Origin of the sequence: Eubacterium sp. AF15-50 (genome assembly GCF_934835595.1) — a bacterium.
Lineage (GTDB): Bacteria > Bacillota > Clostridia > Lachnospirales > Lachnospiraceae > Eubacterium_G > Eubacterium_G segne.
The window spans coordinates 39,477-61,046 of the sequence record NZ_CAKVZL010000002.1; the positions used below are offsets into that span (position 1 = coordinate 39,477).

Genomic DNA, 21,570 nt, shown 5'->3' on the forward strand with positions numbered 1-21,570 from the left:
GTAAATAACTTCCCTAATAATTCCCTATAAATTCCCTATAAGTTATTTACAAGTTAAATAATAACCATAAAACGTGAAAATTTAGTGTTTATATTGTAAAATAATTGTTACAATAAGAAATAATAAGAAGAAATAAGACAAAAGGAGAAATAAAATATGTACAAAATGATTGCATTGGATATGGATGGAACGTTGTTAAATTCACAAAAGAAAATTTCAAAGGCAACTTTAGAGGCAATAAACAAAGCATTTAATGCCGGTAAGGAAGTGGTTTTATGTACAGGAAGATGCATACCGGAATTACAGGAATATATTGAACAGATAAAAGACCTGAGATATATTATCGGCATAAGTGGAGCTTTAGTATATGATTTAAAAGAGAAAAAAGAGATTTATATAAACAAAATACCTGAAAATCAGGTGGATATAATATTTGATGCCATAGAAGGAGTGGATGTTTTGCCACATGTCTTATCAGAAAAATCATTAGTTCAAAAAGGTCAGATGGAGAATATGGAATATTATGGAATGGGAGCGTACAAGCCCTTATTTGAAAAGGTAGCAACACCTGTAGATAATATTGCAGAGTATTCCATAAAAAATAAGGTAGATGTATTAAAGCTTAATTTATATCATGCATTTCAGGAAGATCGTGAAAAAACAAGAAAAAAACTGGAAAAAGAAAACTTTGTTATGGTAAATGCGGAAAAAACATCTCTTGAAATTTCAGCTGCAGGAACTACCAAGGGAACCGGTTTAGCTAAGTTATGTGACTATTTAGGCATAGATTTAAGTGAGGTTATATCTGTAGGAGATGCAGATAATGACTTAGATGTGTTAAGCAAGGCAGGACTTGCGGTAGCCATGGGAAATGCTAATGATAATGTTAAGAAAATATGTGATGTTACGGTAAGGGACTGCGACCATAACGGCTGTGGCGAAGCAATTGAAAAATATTTGTTAAGTGAATAAAGTTTATTTGACAATTCCTGTCTGCAATAGTACAATGGGTGAAAATGAAAATGATTTTCAAATTTGAAAAGAGGTACTATTGTGGCAGGAAAATATAAAACAAAGCAACAGGCAGCTATAAGGGAATGCCTTGAATTAAATAAAGACAGTTATGTTACTGTTAGTGAAATTGAAAAATATCTTAAAAATAATAACTATTCTGTAGGTCTTACAACTATTTACCGCCATTTAGAGAAAATGGAACAGGATGGAATTGTGGCACGAATTAATGTGGAAAAGCAGACGGGAGCATGTTACAGATACATTGCAAACGAGGCTGAGGACGGATTCTACATTGAATGCGAGGAATGTGGACAGGTAGAAAAGATGGAGTGCCATCATTTAGCAGAGCTATACAACCATGTAAGTGTGGATCATCATTTCAGTATTAATCCTAAAAGAACGGTTTTTTATGGAAAATGCAGTAAATGTTCAAAATAAGGGAGAATGAAATGAAGATTAAGAAAATAACTGTGTGGATGATTGTTATGGCAATGGCTGTTTTAACGGTAGGATGCGGTAATAAAATCCTTCATAATGAAAAAGAAAACAAAATAAAGATTATGACAACGCTGTTTCCTTATTATGATTTTGCAAGGGCAGTTACAAAGGGAATTGATAATATAGAGGTGGAGCTTTTAGTATCACCGGGACAGGATGACCATTCCTTTGAACCTACACCTGCTGATGTGGTGAAAATAAACAATGCAGATGTTTTTATTTACAATGGCGGAGGGTTGGAAACATGGGTCAGCACTGTATTAGAATCCCTTGACAATAAAAGCCAGACAGTAATAAAAATGATAGATTGCGTGAAACCGGAAATAGAGGTGGCAGCAGAGAAAGAAGAGCGGGAGAAGGTTTTTGCAGTAGATGACCATGACCACGGTGATGAAAATCCGGAGCATGAGGATGAACACCATCACGAAATCGATGAGCATATATGGACATCACCTGTTATGGCACAAAAACTGGTGGAAAATATATGCCATAATCTGTCGGAAAAAATGCCTGAATATAAGGATGTATTTAATAAGAATTCTAAAGACTACATTAATGAGATAAAAAATGTTGATAAGGAAATCAGAAGTATTACAAATAAAGCACATAAGAAAGAAATTATTTTTGCTGATAAATTCCCTCTTAAATATTTTGCACTGGAATATGGACTTAAATATTATGCGGCATTTGATGGCTGTAGCGGAGAAATGGAGCCTAGTGCCAAAACAGTAGCTTTTTTAATAGACAAGGTTAAGGCAAAGGATGTTCATGGAATTTTTTATTTGGAATTAAGCAGTCAGGCAATGGCAGACGTTATATGTGATGATACAGGAGTAAAAAAATATCAGTTTAATTCCTGCCATAATATAACGGAAAAACAGTTTAAGGAAGGCATAACTTATGTAAACCTTATGAAGGAAAATGCCAATGTTCTTAAAAAGGCACTAAATGTTAAGTAGACACAGGGAGTTAAAAATGAATATAGAATGTAAAAATGTAACATTAGGATATGAAAACAGAATAGTTGCAAAAAATGTAAATTTCAGTATAAATCAGGGAGATTATCTTTGCATAGTAGGAGAGAACGGAACAGGAAAAAGTACCCTTATTAAGACTTTGTTAGGGCTTATTAGTCCTTTGCAGGGAAAGATAAGTATTAACGCGGAAAAAAGCAAAAAAGGTATAGGATATCTTCCACAGCAAACCCAGGCACAAAGGGACTTTCCGGCAAGTGTGTGGGAGGTTGTGTTGTCAGGAGTGCTAAACACAAGGCATAAAAGTCCTTTCTACAGCAAAGAGGACAAAAAAGAGGCAATGGTTAATTTGGAAAAATTAGGAATTGCACACTTAAAAAAGCACTGCTACAGGGAACTTTCAGGTGGTCAGCAGCAAAGGGTATTATTGGCAAGGGCATTATGTGCCACAGACAGCGCCCTTATTTTAGACGAGCCGGTAACCGGTTTAGACCCGGCGGCAGCATTGGAATTTTATGATACAATCAAGGAATTAAACAAGGAGGGAGTTACCATTGTAATGGTAACCCACGACATAAAAAACGCACTGACATATGCTACCCATATTCTTCATTTAGAGCAGGAAAATGACTTCTTCGGAACAGTGGAAGAATATAAGAAATCCAATGTGTCAAACATGTTTTTAGGAGGTGGCGAAAATGCTTAGTCAGATGTTTTCATATGAATTTATACAGAGGGCTTTCATTGGGGGCGTATTAGTTTCCCTTTGTGCGGCACTTTTAGGAGTAAGCCTTGTCTTAAAGAGATATTCCATGATAGGTGACGGGTTATCTCATGTATCCTTTGGAGCATTATCCATTGCGGTAGCCTGTGGATTCGCCCCTATTAAATTTGCCATTCCTGTAGTTATTGTGGCAGCATTTTTGCTCCTTAGATTAGCGGAAAACGGCAAAATGCGAAGTGATGCGGCAATTGCCATGGTATCGGCATCGGCACTTGCCATAGGTGTAATTGTAACCTCACTTACAACAGGTCTTAGCACAGATGTATATAGTTATATGTTTGGAAGCATACTTGCCATGTCAAAGGATGATGTGGTAATTAGCGTGTGCTTATCAGCAGTGGTTATTGTAATGTTTATATTCTGTTATCACAAAATTTTTGCAGTAACCTTTGATGAGAACTTTTCAAAGGCTACGGGAGTTAAAGTGGGAAACTACAATACCCTTATATCAATTTTCACGGCAATTACCGTGGTAATCGGAATAAAAATGATGGGTGCCATGTTAATATCAAGTCTTATTATATTCCCGGCGCTTACATCAATGAGAATATTTAAGTCATTTATCAGTGTAACTATCTGTTCGGCAATTTTAGCAGTTATAAACTTTACCATAGGACTCATATGTTCATATGTATTTTCAATACCGGCAGGAGCTAGCGTAGTGGTGGTAAATTTAGCTGTGTTTATTATTTTTGGAGTAGTTTCCGCCGTAAAGAAACGTGTATAGTTAGGTTATATAGGATTTGGAGGCAGTTATGGATGTTGAGAAGTTTTTAAATAGTTTAGATAATTTATTTGAAAAGAAAAAAATAAATGAAGTTCCGGTTTTTTTGGAGGAAAATTACAAGGAGGCTGTAAGGGAAAATGACCTTTCTGCTCAGTTTACCATTCTAAATGAAATGATGGGATTTTTCAGGGATATTAGTGAGTATGAGAAATCCATTAAGGCATGTCATCAATGCATTGACGTTATGCAGAAAATGGGAATACAGGGAAGTGTCCATTATGCAACTTCCCTTCAAAATATTGCCAATGCCCACAGAGCAGCAGGATTGCTAAAAGAAGCACTTCAGTATTATATGGAGGCTTTTAAAATATACGAAAGAAACATTGATAGTAATGATTACAGATTTGCAAGTTTACATAACAACATTGCCCTTTTATATCAGGAAATAGGAGATTATGAAACAGCAGTGGCACATTTGAAAAAAGCTCTTTCTATTATTAAAAATATACAGGGGGCAGAAATAGAGGTTGCCACCACTTATTCTAATTTAGGGGCATCTTTAGTGGAATTAGATAAAGTGGATGAAGCCGTTGAATATTTAAATAAGGCTTTGAAAATATACCGCAGGGATGAAGTTAAGAACTTCCATTATAGCGGGGCATTATGTGCCATGGCAGGGGCAATGTGTAAAAAGCACCAGTACTATGAAGCAGAAAATTTATACAGGGAAGCTTTAGGGGAAATAGAAATTAACATGGGAAAAGGAACAGCTTATAAAATTACCAAAGATAATTTGGAAAAGGTAGAAAATAAGCTTAAAAACATAGAAGGAAATTTAAACAGGAATACGGAAAAAAACATATCGGGGTTGCAGCTTGCCAAGGGCTTTTATGAAGAATATGGAGCACCTATGATTGCTGAAAAATTTAAAGAATATGAAGATAAAATTGCCGTGGGATTTGTGGGAGAAGGTTCAGAACGGTTTGGATTTGATGATATTTATTCAAGAGACCATGATTTCGGTCCGGGATTTTCCATGTGGGTAACTAAGTCCACTTACGACCTTATAGGGGAAAAACTTCAGGCAGAATATGAGAAGTTGCCTAAAGAATATATGGGTGTCAGACGAATGGACACTGAAATGGCTAAAGGCAGATTGGGAGTATGCCTTATTGGAGACTTTTACGAAAAATACACAGGTTACAGACAAAGTCCCGAAAAGGTTTCCCAGTGGATAGATATTGATGATGACAAGTTAGCAACAGTGACTAACGGAGAGGTTTTTAGAGATAATGAGGGTATTTTTACAGATATACGAAATCACTTCAGAAGTCAGCCGGAGAAAGCAAGAATCATTAAGTTAGCCAGAGAAGTGTCAAAAATGGCACAGACAGGTCAAAGTAATTATGGCCGTTCAATGGCAAGGAAAGATTATGTTAGTGCCAATATATGTATATCGGAGTTTATTAAAAGTACCATGCACTGCATATATATTTTAAATGGCATGTATTCTCCGTATTACAAGTGGATGGCAGCAGGAATTAAGAAGTATAAACTTATGCCGCAGGTTATGAATTTATTAGAAGAATTGTCGGTATTAAACAGCCAGAAGGCGGTATGGGATAATTATGCTTATGATAATACCTCATATAATAAAGAAGATAAGGCGGCAGTTATTATAGAAGAAGTTGCCAAAATGATAATAAATGAGCTTAAGAATCAGAGAATTGTTAATAATATAAATTCTGATTTTCTAAATGATTATGTGCCGGAAATTGTAAGCAAGGCAGAGTTTGACAGGGAAAAGGTAATTAACGATATTATTCATTTGGAATTTGACGCTTTTGACAAGGTAAATAATAAAGGGGGCAGGGCACAATGTCAGGATAACTGGCCGGTGTTTTATGTAATGAGAAAAAGCCAGTACCTTACATGGACAGATGACATGCTTATTACAATTAGGGATTTGTGGCTTGATAATAAGGAAAAAGGCATAAATATGATTACTGAAAAGTATGGCAGAATGATGGAAAGTACGGTGCCTGAGGAATATGAGGAAATTAAGGATAATTTCCCACCAAAATCTGAAAAAGCAAAGGAAATCGTAAATCAGATTGCACAAATTCAGGTGGAATGGATGAAGGATTTTGCCAAAAGCTATCCGAAGCTTGCAGCTAATGCAAGGGATATTACCAGTGATGCTGACTATGAGTATAATGCCAGCTATGAAACCTACTTAAAGGGAGAGCTTTTGACATACTCAGACAGGCTTCTGCTTATGTATGCAGATTTTATTGTGGATTTATATAAAAACAATAAAAACTTAGCAGAAATGACTATTGAAAACACTGCTAAGATGCAGGGTTACAAAAGCTTAGAGGAAGCAGAAGCAAGTCTTAAATAAATAATTTAATTGTGTTTTAATGGAATATTAACTGCAAATTGTACTCCCTGATTAGTATTTTTTGCAGTTATTTTTCCTTTATGGGAATACCTTAATTAATTAAAATATCCGTTGAAAGCAATCATTTTATATACTATGATATAAGGATGTCAGGTAACAAATAAGAGATTTATGGAGTGGAGAAGATTATGGCATTTTTACCGATTTCAAAAAAAGATATGAAAAAGCAGGGAATTAAACAGCTGGATTTTGTATATATTATAGGTGACGCTTACGTGGATCACCCATCCTTTGGTCATGCCATAATCAGCAGGGTTCTTCAGGCACATGGATACACTGTGGGGATTATTTCACAGCCGGACTGGAAGGACGACAACAGCATAAATATTCTGGGAGAACCAAGGCTTGGTTTTTTAATAATGAGTGGGAACATGGATTCCATGGTAAATCATTATTATGTTTCAAAAAAACGAAGGGAAACAGATGCCTACACTCCGGGAGGAGTTATAGGGAAAAGACCTGACCATGCAGTAGTTGTATATTCAAATCTCATTCGCAGAACTTATAAGAATAAGCCTGTTATTATAGGAGGAATAGAGGCAAGCCTTAGAAGAATGGCACATTATGATTACTGGAGTAACAGCTTTAAACATTCTATTTTGTTAGATTCCCAGGCTAATCTTATTTGTTATGGAATGGGTGAAAAATCCATAGTTCAAATTGCAGATGCATTGGATAGCGGAATGGATGTTAAGGATATTACCTATATACCGGGAACGGTTTTTAAAACAAGAGATTTGTCTTTAGCATATGACCCCATTATCCTTCCTTCTTTTGATGAGATGAAGGAGGATAAGTTAAATTATGCCAAAAGCTTTAAGATACAAAGTGAAAATACAGACCCTTATAATGGAAAAACATTAGTGGAACCATACCCTAACGGAGTGTATGTGGTGCAAAATCCACCTCAGGAGCCACTTACCCAAATGGAAATGGATGATGTTTATGATTTGCCATATGAGAGAACATATCATCCTATATATGAAAAGGATGGAGGCATACCTGCTATTTCGGAAATCAAGTTTTCCATTACAAGTTGTAGGGGATGTTTTGGGGCATGTAGTTTTTGCGCATTAACATTTCATCAGGGAAGAATTATTCAGACAAGAAGTCATGAGTCTATTATAAATGAAGCAAAGAAAATAACGGAAATGCCTGATTTTAAAGGGTATATTCATGATGTGGGAGGTCCTACAGCCAACTTTTACCATCCATCATGTAAGAAACAGCTTACTTCAGGTGTTTGTAAAAACAGGCAGTGTTTGTGGCCGACTCCGTGTAAAAATTTAGATACCGACCACAGTGAATATTTAAAATTACTTAGAAAACTTCGGGAACTTCCCAAAATTAAGAAGGTTTTTGTCCGTTCAGGTATCAGGTTTGATTATATTATGGAGGATAAGAACGACAGGTTTTTCAACGACCTTGTAAGATACCATATAAGCGGGCAGCTTAAGGTGGCACCGGAGCATATTTCCGATAAGGTTTTATCTTATATGGGAAAGCCGCCTCATTGTGTTTATGAGAAGTTTATAGACAAGTATTATAAAATGAATGAAAAAGAAGGGAAAAAACAGTTTGTTGTGCCTTATCTTATGAGTTCACATCCGGGTTCTGATATGAAGGAGGCAGTAAAGTTAGCTGAGTATTTAAGGGATATAGGCTATAATCCCCAGCAAGTTCAGGATTTTTACCCAACACCATCTACCATGTCTACGGTAATGTATTACACCGGAGTTGATCCAAGAACCATGGAGCTGGTGTATGTGCCTAAAAATCCTCACGAAAAGGCTATGCAAAGGGCATTGATGCAGTATCGTAAGCCTGAAAATTACAAGCTGGTAAAGGAAGCACTTCATATTGCAGGCAGGGAAGATTTAATTGGTTTTGATAAAAAATGCCTTATAAAACCCCGTCAGATAAAGAAGGAAAGAGCTGCCGTAAAAAAAGGAAAAAGAAAATAAAAAGTCTCTGTGAATATATGTTAAAAAAAGACATATACAGGGTTGACCATAGAATTTTTGAAATGTAGAATAGATAGAGAAAGAGAGGTATTAAGTAATGGATATTAAAGTATTACAAAAAGATATGATTGCAGCCATGAAGGCTAGAGATAAAGCTAGAAAGGAATCAATTTCAGCATTGATTCAGGCGGTAAAGAAAGCAGGGATTGACGCAGGATGCAGGGAGGATATTCCTGAAGAAATGGTAAATAAAGTTATTTTAAAGGAATTAAAGACAGTTAAGGAACAGATTGACAGTTGCCCTGCCGACAGAACAGATTTAATTGAAGAGTATCAGGCAAGATACGATGTGTTTAATGAGTATGCACCAAAGCTTATGAGTGCAGAAGAGGTAGAAGCTGAACTTACTGAAAAATTCGCTGATGTTATTGCTACAAAGAACAAAGGTCAGATTATGAAAACTGTAATGCCGGCATTTAAAGGAAGAGCCGACGGAAAAGTTATAAACCAGATAGTGGCAAAGCTTTGCCAGTAATACATTTAGCGGGAGGAATATGAACAGATGACAAATAATAGAGCATTTAAAGCACGCTTTGTATCATTAGTGCTTATTATAGTACTTGTATTAGGGCTTTCTTCCAGATATCCTTTAGGAGCGTTAGCCACAGTCACCGGTGCGGCTCCTATAGATTTGGGAGTAACATATAATTTTGCCAACTTTAATGCAGCATCGGCATATGGCACCGTGAAGCTGGTTACCAATGAGAAAGCTTCATACGACTTATACTGGGGCGACGGAGAAGGTAACAAATTAAAATATGATAACATTGAGTTTACGGAATTTGGCACAATCACTACAGACGAGGTAAATAATAACAGTGAATATCAGGGCAGTTATCGGATTACCTCTCCATATTTAGTTATACCTGAGGGAGCAAAGGAAGTTCTTGTTTATAAAGAAGAAACTAAAACTCCTTACAAGTGTGACATACCGGAAAGCAAACAGTTTAATGAGGGAAAGGTTTCCTATAGTTTTGGTCTTATGAGTGATGTTCACTTTAACAGATATAATGACTATTCACAGGATGATTCAGTACCGGCTTTTAATAATGCCCTTAAATTTATAAACGACAGAAATATTGATTTTGTAGGAATGACAGGAGACTTAAGTAATCAGGGTGAGGATGATTCCTACAAAAAATTTAATAATGCCATAAATAAATATCCTGGCATGACGGTTTATACATGTATGGGAAACCATGATGTTTCCTGGACCGGAAGTCAGGAAGCACATGTTAAGTCTTTTGCAAAGCAGGTTAATACTAAAAGAACTTCTGACAAAAATATCCGTACAATAAGTTCTAACGGTGTTGATTTTGTTTACGAAAAAAATGGTGATATATTTATATTTTTCAGTCAGACAAGGGGATTTTACAGAAAAAATATTTCTATTGTAAGCGAGCAGCAGCTTAACTGGCTGGAGAAAAATCTAAATACATATGCCAATAAAAATGTTTACCTGTTTTTCCACACATATTTTGCAGATGAAAAGGGAGATGCAACAAAGGCTGTGGGAAACCTTAAAAATCCGGGGGGATACACTTATGACTTGACATATATATTTGGAAATTCTGATGAGGTAAGATTTAGAAAACTTTTAAATAAGTATCCAAATGTTACCATGTTTAGCGGACATTCCCACTGGGCATATGACCAGCAGAAGTATAATTCTAATTTAAATATTGGAAATATTAATAAAAAAGCTACCGGAGCGTCCCTTGTTCATATAGCAAGTGTCAGTGCACCTCGTACAATAGAGGAAAATTCCACCACCCGTGAGGAAAACAACGGCTTAAAGTCTCAGGGCACCATTGCCCTTAAGTATTTTAAGTCTACGGTTTATTTAGGGGTTGATTTTAAAGAAGGAAAGTATTTAGCATATGCATCTTATTTAAATAAAGATGGAAAGAAATCCACACCTAAGCCGGCGCTTAAAATTGCTAAAGCAAAGATATCTTCTGTAAGCAAAGCTAAAAAATTATCAAAGAAGTCTAAAAAATATAAGGTTTCAATAAGATACAGAAAAGTGGATAATGCTACAAAGTACCAGGTGCAGTATTCTACTAACAACAAATTTAAGAAGGCTAAAACCAAGACCGTAAAAACCAACAGATATACCATAAAGGGCCTAAAGAAAAATACAAGGTATTATATCAGAGTAAGGGCAGTGGGGTATCAGTTTGGCTACAGAATAACCGGTAGCTGGTCAGCAACTAAAAAGGTTAAAACCGGAAAATAGTTAATGCAAAATAATAAATAAGGTTAAGAAAGAAGTTTTAGATATAATGAGCAAAAGTAAAATTGTTATTAAAAAGAATATAAAACTCATAAATAATAAAACTATCCGGACAACTAGGAAGATAAAGAATCATACTAAGATACATTTTAGAGGAAGAGCGAAGAAGAGGTCTGGCATTAGAAGATTAAATACCGTTAAAAGGATAAGTTCAGCTAAGGGAACAAATCTTGCTGATAAGCCAAAAACATCCGCTGCAAAAGGTGGCAGAAAAATCACCACCGGAAGACTTCTTATAATTGATGTTGTAATAATTCTTGTTATTTTTGGCATGTTTGGGATTATTAGATATATTAAAAATAGCAATTATGAGTACGTAGTTGATTATGACAAACTAAGTATTGCAGGCAAGTGGTACAAGGTTGATTTGGATGAAATAACCGTTGTCTCTTTTACTGAGGGTGGTAAATATGAAGAAAAGGATTTGTCTGGAAATAAGATGGATTCAGGTTCTTATATCATAGAAAATCATAAGCTTAAACTGGGAAATAAGGCTATTTACATGAATTATTTTGATGAAAAAGAGCAGTTTAAGGATGTAATAGATAAAGATAACGTATCGGAATATGAGCTTCGGAAATATTTTTACACGGAAGATAAGGATAATGACAGGATTGATTATTTCTCCCGGGAGGATAGTGCGGCAGACCAGTTAGAAGCTAATCTTTCAACCAACAGGTATTATGAAAAATCAGGAATGGTTGACGATAATGGTTTCGCAATTGACGGAGAGGGAAATCTTTTAGCATATGTTGGAAATGCAGCAGAAATTACTATTCCGAAGGAAGTAAATACAATAGCCGAAAATGCCATGTCCGCTGACTATCAAAGAGGATTAAATACGAAAAAAGTTACAATTCCTTCTAATGTTAAAAAGATAGAAAGCGGAGCATTTTCTTTTTCTAAAATTGATACGGTAGTAATTGAAGAAGGTGTAAATGGAATAGAAACATGGGCTTTTGGTGACAGTGAAATAAAGGATATATATTTCCCGGAAACTGTGGAAAATATGCAAAAAGGAATATTTGACACAGAGGAAGGCTTAGAAGGTTTGACGATTCACTGTAAGAAAGACTCACAGGTGGAGCAGTTCTTTAGAGACAATCCACCTACCGGAAAATATACAATTGAAGAATATTAAAGGGAACATCAAAGTTTTAGAGAGTTTGTCAATTTATAGAAGAGTTTATTTAAAGGGTCTGGCGATGCCAGACCCTTTAAAAATTCTCACCACATTTTAAATAGATTTAACATTAACGTGACATTGCTTTTTACATAAGTCTAATATTATACATCGTGAAAGGAAAAAAATAATTGATTTTTTAAAGGAGAAAACAAAATGAGAAAGAAATTTTTAGCAGTTATGACTGCAGCAGTTATTACAACAATGGCATTTACAGGATGTGGAAGTTCATCAAATGATAAGACAACAGATGCAGGAACAAATGCATCAACAGCACTGAGCGGAGATATTTCAGTTATCTCAAGAGAGGATGGTTCAGGTACAAGAGGAGCTTTCGTAGAACTTATGGGAATAGTTGATGATCAGGATAACGACATTACAACCCAGACAGCAGAAATCACAAACAGTACATCAGTAATGCTTAAGACAGTAAGTCAGAATGAAAAGTCAATCGGTTATGTATCTCTTGGTTCTTTATCAACAGATGTTAAGGCACTTAAGGTTGACGGAGCTGAGGCAACAGCAGAAAATGTTAAGGCAGGCTCATATAAAGTATCAAGACCATTTAACATTTGCTACAAGGAGGATAAGCTTTCAGATTTAGATAAAGACTTCATTTCTTACGTAATGAGCGAAGAAGGACAGAAGATTGTAAATGATGAAGGATATATTGGACTTACTCCGGAAGGAAAATATACAGGCAGCAAGCAGAAGGGTAAGATTACATTAGCAGGTTCAACATCAGTTTCACCGCTTATGGACAAAATCAAAGATGCTTACACAGCAATTAACCCTGATGTAACAATTGAAATTCAGGAATCAGGTTCTTCAGCAGGTATCCAGGCAGCTACAGAAGGTGCAGCACAGATTGGTATGTCATCTAGAGAATTGAAGGATGAAGAATTATCAGCAGGTCTTACATCAAAACAGATTGCAATGGATGGTATCGCAGTTGTCGTAAACAACGCTAACCCATTAACAGATATTACAAGTGACCAGATTAAGGGAATTTATACAGGTGAGACAACAAAGTGGGAAGACGTTAAATAGTAAATGATTTTTCAGGATTGCACCGTACCATTTTAATGGGCGGTGCTTCTTGCATAGTCAGTTAAGGAGTAATTATTTTGAATAAAGGATTAGAATTCTTAATGAAAATAGTATTTCTTGTATGTGCATGTATATCAATTGCGGCAGTTGTACTTATTTGTATATTTATGTTCGCTAATGGTATGCCGGCAATACAGGAAATAGGGCCTATCAAATTTCTTTTTGGAACGGAATGGAAGCCGGGTCAGGGAATATTCGGTATAGGTCCAATGATTATTGGCAGTATTTATGTTACTGCCGGTGCAATGATAATAGGTGTACCGATAGGTCTTCTTACTGCAGTATTCCTCGCAAAATACTGTCCCTCTACATTATATAAAGTAATAAAACCTATCATTAACCTGATGGCCGGAATACCTTCTATTATATATGGTTTCTTTGGTTTAGTAGCGATAGTTCCGGCTATTCAGGATATATTTGGTACCAGCGGAAAAGGGATTCTTGCAGCATCTATCCTCCTTGGGATGATGATTCTCCCTACCATAATTAACACTGCGGAATCATCTATAAGAGCAGTGCCAATCAGTTATTTTGAAGGGGCACTGGCGCTGGGAGCGACAAAGGAAAGAAGCATATTTAAAACAGTGATACCCGCTGCTAAGTCAGGAGTTATGTCAGGAATAATTCTTGGAATGGGAAGAGCAATTGGTGAAACAATGGCTGTAGTTATGATAGCAGGAAATCAGCCGATTTTTCCGGACAGCATTCTTAGCGGAACAAGAACCCTTACAACTAACATTGTGTTGGAAATGGCTTATTCCACAGGGTTACACAGAAAGGCACTTATTGCCACGGCAGTTGTATTATTTGTATTTATTTTAATGATAAACGTATGTTTCTCGATTTTAAATAGAAGAAGTGAGAGTTAAGGAGAATGGTTATGAATAAAGTAAAAGAATATTTGAGAAAGTCGGGCTCGTTAATTATGCTCATTTTAATATTATTAGCCGTTACAATTACGGTGGCATCAATGATTTATCTGGTTATATACATACTTGTAAATGGAATCCCATATATAACACCGGATTTATTTGCATGGAAGTATAATACAGAAAATGTATCAATGACGCCGGCAATTATAAACACAATTATAATGGTATTTTTAACACTGTTATTAGCAGTACCTATTGGAATTGCAGCAGCAATATATCTGGTAGAATACTCAAAGAGAAACTCAAAATTAGTTAAGGTAATAAGACTTACAACGGAAACATTAGCAGGTATTCCTTCTATTGTATTTGGTCTTTTTGGATTTATTGTATTTGTATTATTACTTAAGTGGGGAAACTCACTGTTAGCAGGTGTACTTACCCTTACCATGATGGTTTTACCAACAATAGTAAGAACTACCGAGGAATCTCTTTTGGCAGTTCCTGATATGTTTAGAGAAGGAAGCTATGGACTTGGGGCAGGAAAGCTTAGAACAATATTCGTTATTGTTCTTCCGGCAGCAATCCCCGGAATACTATCGGGAGTAATTCTTGCCATTGGACGAATTGTAGGAGAAAGTGCAGCTCTTATATTTACAGCAGGAACAGTGGCAGAAGTGCCAAAGAGTCTGTTTTCATCTACCAGAACCCTGGCGGTACATATGTATTCGCTGTTAAATGAAGGATTGTACACTAATCAGGCATATGCTACGGCAGTAATACTTCTTGTAATTGTATTAATTATTAACGGACTGTCAGGTCTGGCAGCAAAGAAAGTTGGGAAGGAATAAAAAATGGGAAAATTTGACATACAAAATATGGAACTTCACTACGGTGATTTTCATGCAATAAAAAATGTAAATCTTAATATACCGCCAAATGAAATAACGGCATTTATCGGACCTTCAGGATGTGGTAAATCAACAGTTTTAAAATCGCTTAACAGAATGAATGATTTAGTGCCGGATTGTAAAATTGAGGGACTTATCACCTTAGACGGTGAAGATATTTATAAAAACATGGATGTAAATATTCTTAGAAAGAGAGTAGGAATGGTTTTCCAGAAACCTAATTTGTTCCCAATGAGCATATATGACAATATTGCTTACGGGCCTAGAACCCACGGTATTCACTCTAAAGCTAAGTTAGATGAGATTGTGGAGAAAACACTTAAGCAGGCAGCAATCTGGGATGAAACAAAGGATAAACTTAAAAAGAGTGCTTTGGCAATGTCCGGTGGACAGCAGCAGAGATTGTGTATTGCAAGGGCATTGGCAGTTAATCCGGAAGTAATTCTTATGGATGAGCCTACATCAGCTCTTGACCCTATTTCTACATCCAAAATAGAGGATTTGGCTGTGGAACTTAAAAAGGATTACACGGTAATTATGGTAACTCATAATATGCAGCAGGCAGCAAGAATATCAGACAAAACAGCATTCTTTTTATTAGGTGAAGTAATTGAATTCGGTGATACAGAGCAGATGTTCTCAATGCCTAGGGATAAGAGAACAGAAGATTATATAACAGGAAGGTTTGGTTAATTATGAGAAATAAATTTGATGAACAGTTGCATAATCTTAATGATGAAATGATTAAAATGGGAAAATTATGTGAGCAGGCTATAGCTGCTGCAATTAAAATGACAATGGACCATGCCAATGAGGAATTAAAGGCAGAAGTTCTTGATACAGATGCTGAAATTGACAGAAAAGAAAGAGTTATTGAAAATATCTGTATGAAGCTTTTACTTAGACAACAGCCGGTAGCAAGGGATTTAAGAGTGATTTCCTCAGCCCTTAAAATGATATCGGACATGGAGAGAATTGGTGATCAGGCATCAGACATAGTGGAACTTGCCAAATACATAAAGGACAGCAATTTAAAATATCAGGTACATTTAAATGATATGGCAAATGAGGTTATTAAAATGGTAACTTTAAGTGTTGATTCCTTTGTAAGCAAGGACTTAGATAAGGCAAAAAGTGTTATTTTAAGTGATGATGTAGTTGATAACTATTTTGATGAAATAAAGAAAGAACTTATTTCTAAAATTGCTGAAGATACTGAAGGTGGAGAGGAATGTATTGACACTCTTATGATTGCCAAGTATTTGGAAAGAATTGGTGACCATGCAACAAATATTGCCGGATGGGTAGAATACTCCATTTTAGGAACTCATTATGAAGGTGAATAATTAATTTATAATTTGACCTAAAATTTACATAGGATTAACTTAAAAATTACAAAAGAGGATTATTCTGGAATAAAGGAGGACGGTAAGATGGTATATTTAGTCGAAGATGACAGCAGTATAAGAGAACTGGTTGTATATACATTAAATAGTACAGGAATACAGGCAGAAGGCTTTGAAAAACCATCGGATTTCTGGAAAGCCTTAAATACAAAAATGCCGTCGTTGGTTATTCTGGATGTGATGCTTCCGGAAGAAAGCGGTATAGAGATACTTCAAAAACTGAGAAAAAATCCCATGACGGAAAGGGTTCCGGTAATTATGGCAACAGCCAAAACCAGTGAATATGATAAAATAAACGGTTTAGAAAGTGGAGCTGATGATTACATTGCAAAACCTTTTAGTATGATGGAAATGGTAGCAAGGGTTAAGGCACTTCTAAGAAGGTCGAAATTTAACAGCTATCAGTCAGATTACACAATAGATAATCTATATGTGTGTCCGGCAAAGCATATAGTAAAGGTGGATGGTAAGGAAGTAATTCTTACTTTAAAGGAATTTGAAATGTTATGTCTTTTAATAAAAAACAAAGGAATTGTCCTTACAAGAGATCAGCTTTTAAATAAAATATGGGGTTACTCATTTGACGGAGAAAGTAGAACAGTAGACGTACATATTCGTACATTGCGCCAGAAACTAACCACTGCAGGCAATGTAATAAAGACTATACGTGGTGTAGGATATAAAATAAGTAATAGTTAAGAGGAATAAAAATGATAAGAATAAAGAAAATGAGCAAAAGGATTTTTCTTAATATGTTTATCATTTCTTCTGTTGTAATAGCATTAACTACCATTCTAACTGTAGTAATCGTTTACAAAAGTTTTTCAAATCAAAATATTGCAGCCTTAAAGGGCGAATTAACGGCCACATCAAGCGGAGTAGAACTGAATGGTGTGGCCTTTTTGAAATCTTTAAGTGGAAAACACAGAATAACGTTAGTAGATAGTTCCGGCAAGGTGTTATTTGACAATAGAAATGATATTAACAGTTTAGGAAATCATAATGACAGGGAAGAAATAAGGGAAGCAAGAGAAAATGGTACAGGTTATTCTGAAAGATACTCTGATACACTATCAAGGAAAACAATAAATGTAACAAAGCTTCTTAATAACGGAGATGTACTAAGATTGTCGAAGGATATGTCTACAGTGTGGTCAACACTTATGGATACAATATTTCCCATGATATGTGTTATGGTTTTTGCCATTCTTATAGCGGCATATATGGCAGGAAGGGTTTCAAAGGCAGTAACCACACCAATAAATCAAATCGATTTAAATGAACCTGACAGGGAAAAGGTATATGATGAAATTGAACCTTTAATAGATAAAATCATAAAGCAAAACAATCAGATAGATAAACAGATAGAGCAGCTTAACATGGAACATGAAAAGCAGGATAATTTAAGGCGGGATTTTACTGCCAATGTATCCCATGAATTAAAAACACCTCTTACTTCCATATCCGGCTTTGCGGAAATAATTCAAAACGGAATGGTGAAAGAGGAGGACATTACAAGATTTGCAGGAAAAATACATTCAGAGGCACAAAGATTAATTATTTTAGTTGGTGATATTATTAAGCTTTCCCAGTTAGATGGCAAGGATATTGCCGTGAAAATGGAACCAATTGACTTATATGAAACAAGTCAGGCAGTTATGGGACATTTAGAGGCGGCAGCGGAAAAGAGAAATATCAAAATGTTTCTTTCAGGAAAGCATCTGGTAATTACCGGGGCAGAGCAGATTATTGAGGAAATGATATTTAATCTGATTGACAATGCCATAAAATATAATAAAACCGGTGGAAAAATCTATGTGAATATTTTAAAAAATGACGATGGAATAAATTTGTCGGTGGAAGATACGGGAAATGGAATAAAAGACGAGGATATCGGGAGAATATTTGAAAGATTTTATCGGGCAGACAAAAGTCATTCTAAGGAAATAGGTGGAACAGGACTGGGGCTTTCCATTGTAAAGCATGGCGCCAATTTTCATAATGCCAAGGTTTTTGTTAAGAGCAAATACAAAGAAGGAACAAAAATCACCATTTTATTCTAATTTTTTCGCAAATTTAACTTAGATTTTACATTACAAATAATTACAATTTACAAGGCACCTATACTATAAAATTAAAGAAACAAAAAGAAACCAAATATTTTATAGTGGAGGAAAAAATGAACATATTTAATTTTTTATCGCTAATAGGTGGTCTGGCACTATTTCTTTATGGAATGAACATTATGGGAGAAGCCTTAGAGAAGCGTGCCGGTAATCAGTTAAAGTCAATTTTGGAAAAACTCACATCCAGCAGATGGAAGGGATTCCTTCTTGGAGCAGGGGTGACTGCCATAATACAAAGTTCATCAGCCACTACTGTTATGGTAGTAGGATTTGTAAACTCAGGTATTATGACACTTAAACAGGCTATTGGAATAATAATGGGAGCCAACGTTGGTACAACCATTACAGCCTGGATATTAAGCCTTACGGGAATTACCAGTGACAACATTTTAGTAAGCCTTTTAAAGCCAACATCATTTACACCGATTTTGGCAATGGTTGGAATAATTCTTGTGATGGGAAAGAAAAATTCAAAAAATGCTGATTTAGGAAACATATTATTAGGATTTGCAGTGCTTATGTTTGGAATGGAGGCAATGTCATCGGCAGTAAGTCCTCTTAGGGATGTCCCCCAGTTTCAACATATTCTTACAATGTTTAGCAATCCTGTATTAGGTGTGTTAGCAGGAGCTGCCCTTACTGCAATTATACAAAGCTCATCAGCATCAGTTGGTATTTTGCAGGCATTAGCATCTACAGGAGCAGTAAGCTATGGCAGTGCCATTCCTATTATAATGGGACAGAACATCGGAACATGTGTTACTGCAATGATTTCTTCTGTTGGAGCTAATAAAAATGCCAAGAGAACAGCTGTTGTTCACCTTACATTTAACATTATAGGAACAGCGGTAATACTTACGGTATTTTGTATAGTAAACAGTCTTATACATTTTTCTTTTATAGATGAAAGTGCCAGCCTGCTTGGCATTGCAGTAATACATTCGTTATTTAACATTTTATGTACAATGCTGTTGTTCCCATTTGCAAATCAGTTGGAAAAGCTGGCATGCTTTATTGTGAGGGATGCAAAAGTTGGAGATTCTCTTCAGTTGTTAGATGAGAGACTTTTGGCAACACCAACTATAGCTATTGAACAGTGTAAGAAACAGGTTCAGACTATGTTTGACAAAACAATACAGGGTGTTAAATCTGCCTGCCAATTAATAAGTGAATATAGCGAAAAGAATTTTGAAAACATAAAAGATTGCGAAAAGGAAATTGATAAATATGAGGACAAGTTAGGCACATATCTTGTACATGTAAGTAAGCAAAATTTAAGTGAACAGGATAGCCGTGTGGTAAGCGAGTTACTTCATATTATCGGTGATGTAGAAAGAATTTCCGACCATTCTGTTGGAATTGCAAAATCAGCAGAAGAGATTGCTGAAAAGAAGTTGAAATTTTCTGATAATGCTTCAAAAGAAATAAGAAAAATGATAGCAGCGGTAGCTGAAATTTTGGAAGAAACTAATATGGCGTATATAAATAATGATGCAGATGCTGCCGTTTCAGTTGAGGCAATGGAAAGGGTGATAGATAAGCTTAAACATGAACTAAAGAAACGTCATATAGACAGGCTTAAAAAAGGTGAATGTACTATTGAACAGGGATTTATTATGACTGATATTATTACTGCACTGGAAAGAATATCAGACCATTGTTCTAATATAGCCGGATGTGTTGAGGAAATTGCCCACGGCAGTCTTGGACTTCATGAGTATAGCAGGGAAATTGACAAAATGCCGGGAAGTGAGTTTTACAACATATATAAAGATAAGCTTAGTAAATATACAGCAGAATTGTAAGGAGGCACTATTATGCATGAAATGTATGGAGTTATATGGAAGGTTGCATTAAGGATACACGAATTTTTGCCGGTGTCAAAAAGAGGATGTTATCTGGCATTAAACACTTTATTATGGTGTTTAATGGGAATGATACTATATGGAGCTGCCATTTTATTGACACCATACATATTTAGCACATTATATTTTTTTGCAACAGCAGGTTATCTGGGAATGATAATGGGATTCGGTGGAGGTTTCATGTTCATCCTGCGAAATACCCAGCCGGATGATTTGGAAAATTAAGAAAATATATAAGGTTAAAAAATGTTAGCATTTTAAACCGAAAATTATAGTGTAGCAGCAAAAGTCACCATGTTATTGAGGGTATCATTTAAAAATATTCTTGTCAATAACAACTAAGATTGTTAAATAAAAACGAAAATATATAGAACGCAGATAAACAGGCATACAAAAGAATAAACAGCTTAGAATTGTGTGTAACATAAAATAAGTTGAGAGAAAATCCTTATGAGTACAGAGAAAACCACCGGCTAAGCCGGTGGGGGCGTATATAAAGTTATTGACTTGTATCCTGTACCTGACTGCCATCTGGTTCGATATGGAAATTGTCCATATATATTAGATTTGATACAGGAACAATTTCATAGCCCTTTTTCTTCAAACCTTCAATTACTTTAGGCAAAGCTTCAGCAGTATATTTTGCACCATTATGCATAAGGATAATAGAACCGTTTTTTAAATCTTTGTGGTTAAGGATGGTACTTACAATAGAATCGGTACCATAGTTTTTCCAATCCTGACTGTCAATATTCCATTGAATGGCATAATAATTAAGAGATTTAGCCTGGGTTAAAAGGGCATTACTATAGTCACCATAAGGAGGGCGGAAAAGATTCATGGTAACTCCGGTAAGCTCTTTTACTTTTTCAGTTACAGTATTAATTTCGTCAGATATTCCGGCGGCATCTAATTCAGGCATATGTTTGTGATGGTAGCTGTGATTACCCAAATCATGACCGGTAGCCTGCATTTTTTTTACAGCCTCAGGATATTTTTCAACCCAGTTTCCTGTAATAAAAAATGTTGTTTTAACATCATATTTCTTTAGAACACTTAAAATCTTTTCTATATCTTCGTTTCCAAAATCGGCATCAAAGGAAAGGGAAACAAGTTTTTTATTGGTTTTTACATTACATATAGGAATGTCCTTTGGGGTATTAGTAGCAGTCAGGGAATCAAAGCCTTCTTTAAAAATATTTTCCTGATAATGGTATGTAACACCAGCCACTGCAATAAGAATGCATAGCCAAAAAATACTTCGCCTCAATAATGAAATTTGCTGTGAACCAGACATAACAATTCTCCGGAAACTTATT

General features: G+C 35.6%; 20 protein-coding genes. 19 read left to right on the forward strand and 1 reads right to left on the reverse strand.

Translation table 11 applies throughout. From position 1 onward, the window contains the following. Nucleotides 1-156 precede the first annotated feature (156 nt). From Q5O73_RS00600 to Q5O73_RS00690, 19 genes are all read left to right on the forward strand, one after another. Nucleotides 157-972 (forward strand): Cof-type HAD-IIB family hydrolase, encoded by an 816-nt coding sequence (locus Q5O73_RS00600; protein ID WP_302668805.1) that lies wholly within the window; start codon nt 157-159, stop codon nt 970-972. 81 nt (nt 973-1,053) lie between these two features. Next, entirely contained in the window at nt 1,054-1,452 is a 399-nt protein-coding gene (locus tag Q5O73_RS00605; protein ID WP_021953714.1) for a Fur family transcriptional regulator, read from the forward strand. Between the two features lie 11 nt (nt 1,453-1,463). Continuing rightward, nucleotides 1,464-2,471 carry a metal ABC transporter solute-binding protein, Zn/Mn family gene (locus Q5O73_RS00610; protein ID WP_302668806.1) on the forward strand — a complete coding sequence of 336 codons (1,008 nt, stop codon included), beginning with the start codon at nt 1,464-1,466 and terminating at the stop codon, nt 2,469-2,471. A 16-nt stretch (nt 2,472-2,487) separates the two neighbouring features. Next, complete coding sequence (locus Q5O73_RS00615; RefSeq protein ID WP_118589125.1) at nt 2,488-3,192, forward strand: metal ABC transporter ATP-binding protein; 705 nt, start codon at nt 2,488-2,490, stop codon at nt 3,190-3,192. Next, on the forward strand, nt 3,185-3,997 hold the full coding sequence (locus Q5O73_RS00620; RefSeq protein WP_021953717.1) for a metal ABC transporter permease: 813 nt from the start codon (nt 3,185-3,187) through the stop codon (nt 3,995-3,997). Before Q5O73_RS00615 ends, Q5O73_RS00620 begins: the two co-directional genes overlap by 8 nt. Before the next feature lie 28 nt (nt 3,998-4,025). Next, on the forward strand, nt 4,026-6,401 hold the full coding sequence (locus Q5O73_RS00625; protein WP_302668807.1) for a DUF4125 family protein: 2,376 nt from the start codon (nt 4,026-4,028) through the stop codon (nt 6,399-6,401). Nucleotides 6,402-6,589: 188 nt separating this feature from the next. Continuing rightward, nucleotides 6,590-8,425, forward strand: coding sequence for a YgiQ family radical SAM protein (locus tag Q5O73_RS00630; protein WP_302668808.1), 1,836 nt, complete (start codon nt 6,590-6,592; stop codon nt 8,423-8,425). A 97-nt stretch (nt 8,426-8,522) separates the two neighbouring features. Further along, entirely contained in the window at nt 8,523-8,960 is a 438-nt protein-coding gene (locus tag Q5O73_RS00635) for a GatB/YqeY domain-containing protein (protein ID WP_118589122.1), read from the forward strand. Nucleotides 8,961-8,987: 27 nt separating this feature from the next. Further along, nucleotides 8,988-10,724 carry a metallophosphoesterase gene (locus tag Q5O73_RS00640; RefSeq protein WP_302668809.1) on the forward strand — a complete coding sequence of 579 codons (1,737 nt, stop codon included), beginning with the start codon at nt 8,988-8,990 and terminating at the stop codon, nt 10,722-10,724. Between the two features lie 46 nt (nt 10,725-10,770). Continuing rightward, nucleotides 10,771-11,922 carry a leucine-rich repeat domain-containing protein gene (locus tag Q5O73_RS00645; protein WP_302668810.1) on the forward strand — a complete coding sequence of 384 codons (1,152 nt, stop codon included), beginning with the start codon at nt 10,771-10,773 and terminating at the stop codon, nt 11,920-11,922. Between the two features lie 198 nt (nt 11,923-12,120). After that, nucleotides 12,121-13,014, forward strand: a complete 894-nt coding sequence (locus Q5O73_RS00650) for a substrate-binding domain-containing protein (protein WP_302668811.1) — start codon at nt 12,121-12,123, stop codon at nt 13,012-13,014. Nucleotides 13,015-13,115: 101 nt separating this feature from the next. Further along, the gene (gene pstC, locus Q5O73_RS00655; RefSeq protein WP_302668818.1) at nt 13,116-13,943 is read left to right on the forward strand and encodes a phosphate ABC transporter permease subunit PstC; all 828 of its coding nucleotides are present in this window, start codon (nt 13,116-13,118) and stop codon (nt 13,941-13,943) included. A gap of 5 nt (nt 13,944-13,948) precedes the next feature. Continuing rightward, complete coding sequence (pstA, locus tag Q5O73_RS00660) at nt 13,949-14,794, forward strand: phosphate ABC transporter permease PstA (protein ID WP_302668812.1); 846 nt, start codon at nt 13,949-13,951, stop codon at nt 14,792-14,794. Nucleotides 14,795-14,797: 3 nt separating this feature from the next. Continuing rightward, entirely contained in the window at nt 14,798-15,547 is a 750-nt protein-coding gene (pstB, locus tag Q5O73_RS00665) for a phosphate ABC transporter ATP-binding protein PstB (protein WP_021953726.1), read from the forward strand. Nucleotides 15,548-15,549: 2 nt separating this feature from the next. Continuing rightward, the gene (phoU, locus tag Q5O73_RS00670; protein WP_118589116.1) at nt 15,550-16,200 is read left to right on the forward strand and encodes a phosphate signaling complex protein PhoU; all 651 of its coding nucleotides are present in this window, start codon (nt 15,550-15,552) and stop codon (nt 16,198-16,200) included. An 87-nt stretch (nt 16,201-16,287) separates the two neighbouring features. After that, nucleotides 16,288-16,959 carry a response regulator transcription factor gene (locus tag Q5O73_RS00675; RefSeq protein WP_302668813.1) on the forward strand — a complete coding sequence of 224 codons (672 nt, stop codon included), beginning with the start codon at nt 16,288-16,290 and terminating at the stop codon, nt 16,957-16,959. 11 nt (nt 16,960-16,970) lie between these two features. Beyond that, nucleotides 16,971-18,323, forward strand: coding sequence for a cell wall metabolism sensor histidine kinase WalK (locus Q5O73_RS00680; protein ID WP_302668814.1), 1,353 nt, complete (start codon nt 16,971-16,973; stop codon nt 18,321-18,323). Between the two features lie 116 nt (nt 18,324-18,439). Next, nucleotides 18,440-20,191 (forward strand): Na/Pi cotransporter family protein, encoded by a 1,752-nt coding sequence (locus Q5O73_RS00685; RefSeq protein ID WP_302623973.1) that lies wholly within the window; start codon nt 18,440-18,442, stop codon nt 20,189-20,191. A 12-nt stretch (nt 20,192-20,203) separates the two neighbouring features. Beyond that, nucleotides 20,204-20,476 (forward strand): hypothetical protein, encoded by a 273-nt coding sequence (locus tag Q5O73_RS00690; protein WP_021953731.1) that lies wholly within the window; start codon nt 20,204-20,206, stop codon nt 20,474-20,476. A gap of 274 nt (nt 20,477-20,750) precedes the next feature. Here the strand turns inward: Q5O73_RS00690 and Q5O73_RS00695 are convergent, their stop codons facing one another. Next, nucleotides 20,751-21,482 (reverse strand): polysaccharide deacetylase family protein, encoded by a 732-nt coding sequence (locus Q5O73_RS00695; protein WP_302668815.1) that lies wholly within the window; start codon nt 21,480-21,482, stop codon nt 20,751-20,753. Nucleotides 21,483-21,570 lie beyond the last annotated feature (88 nt).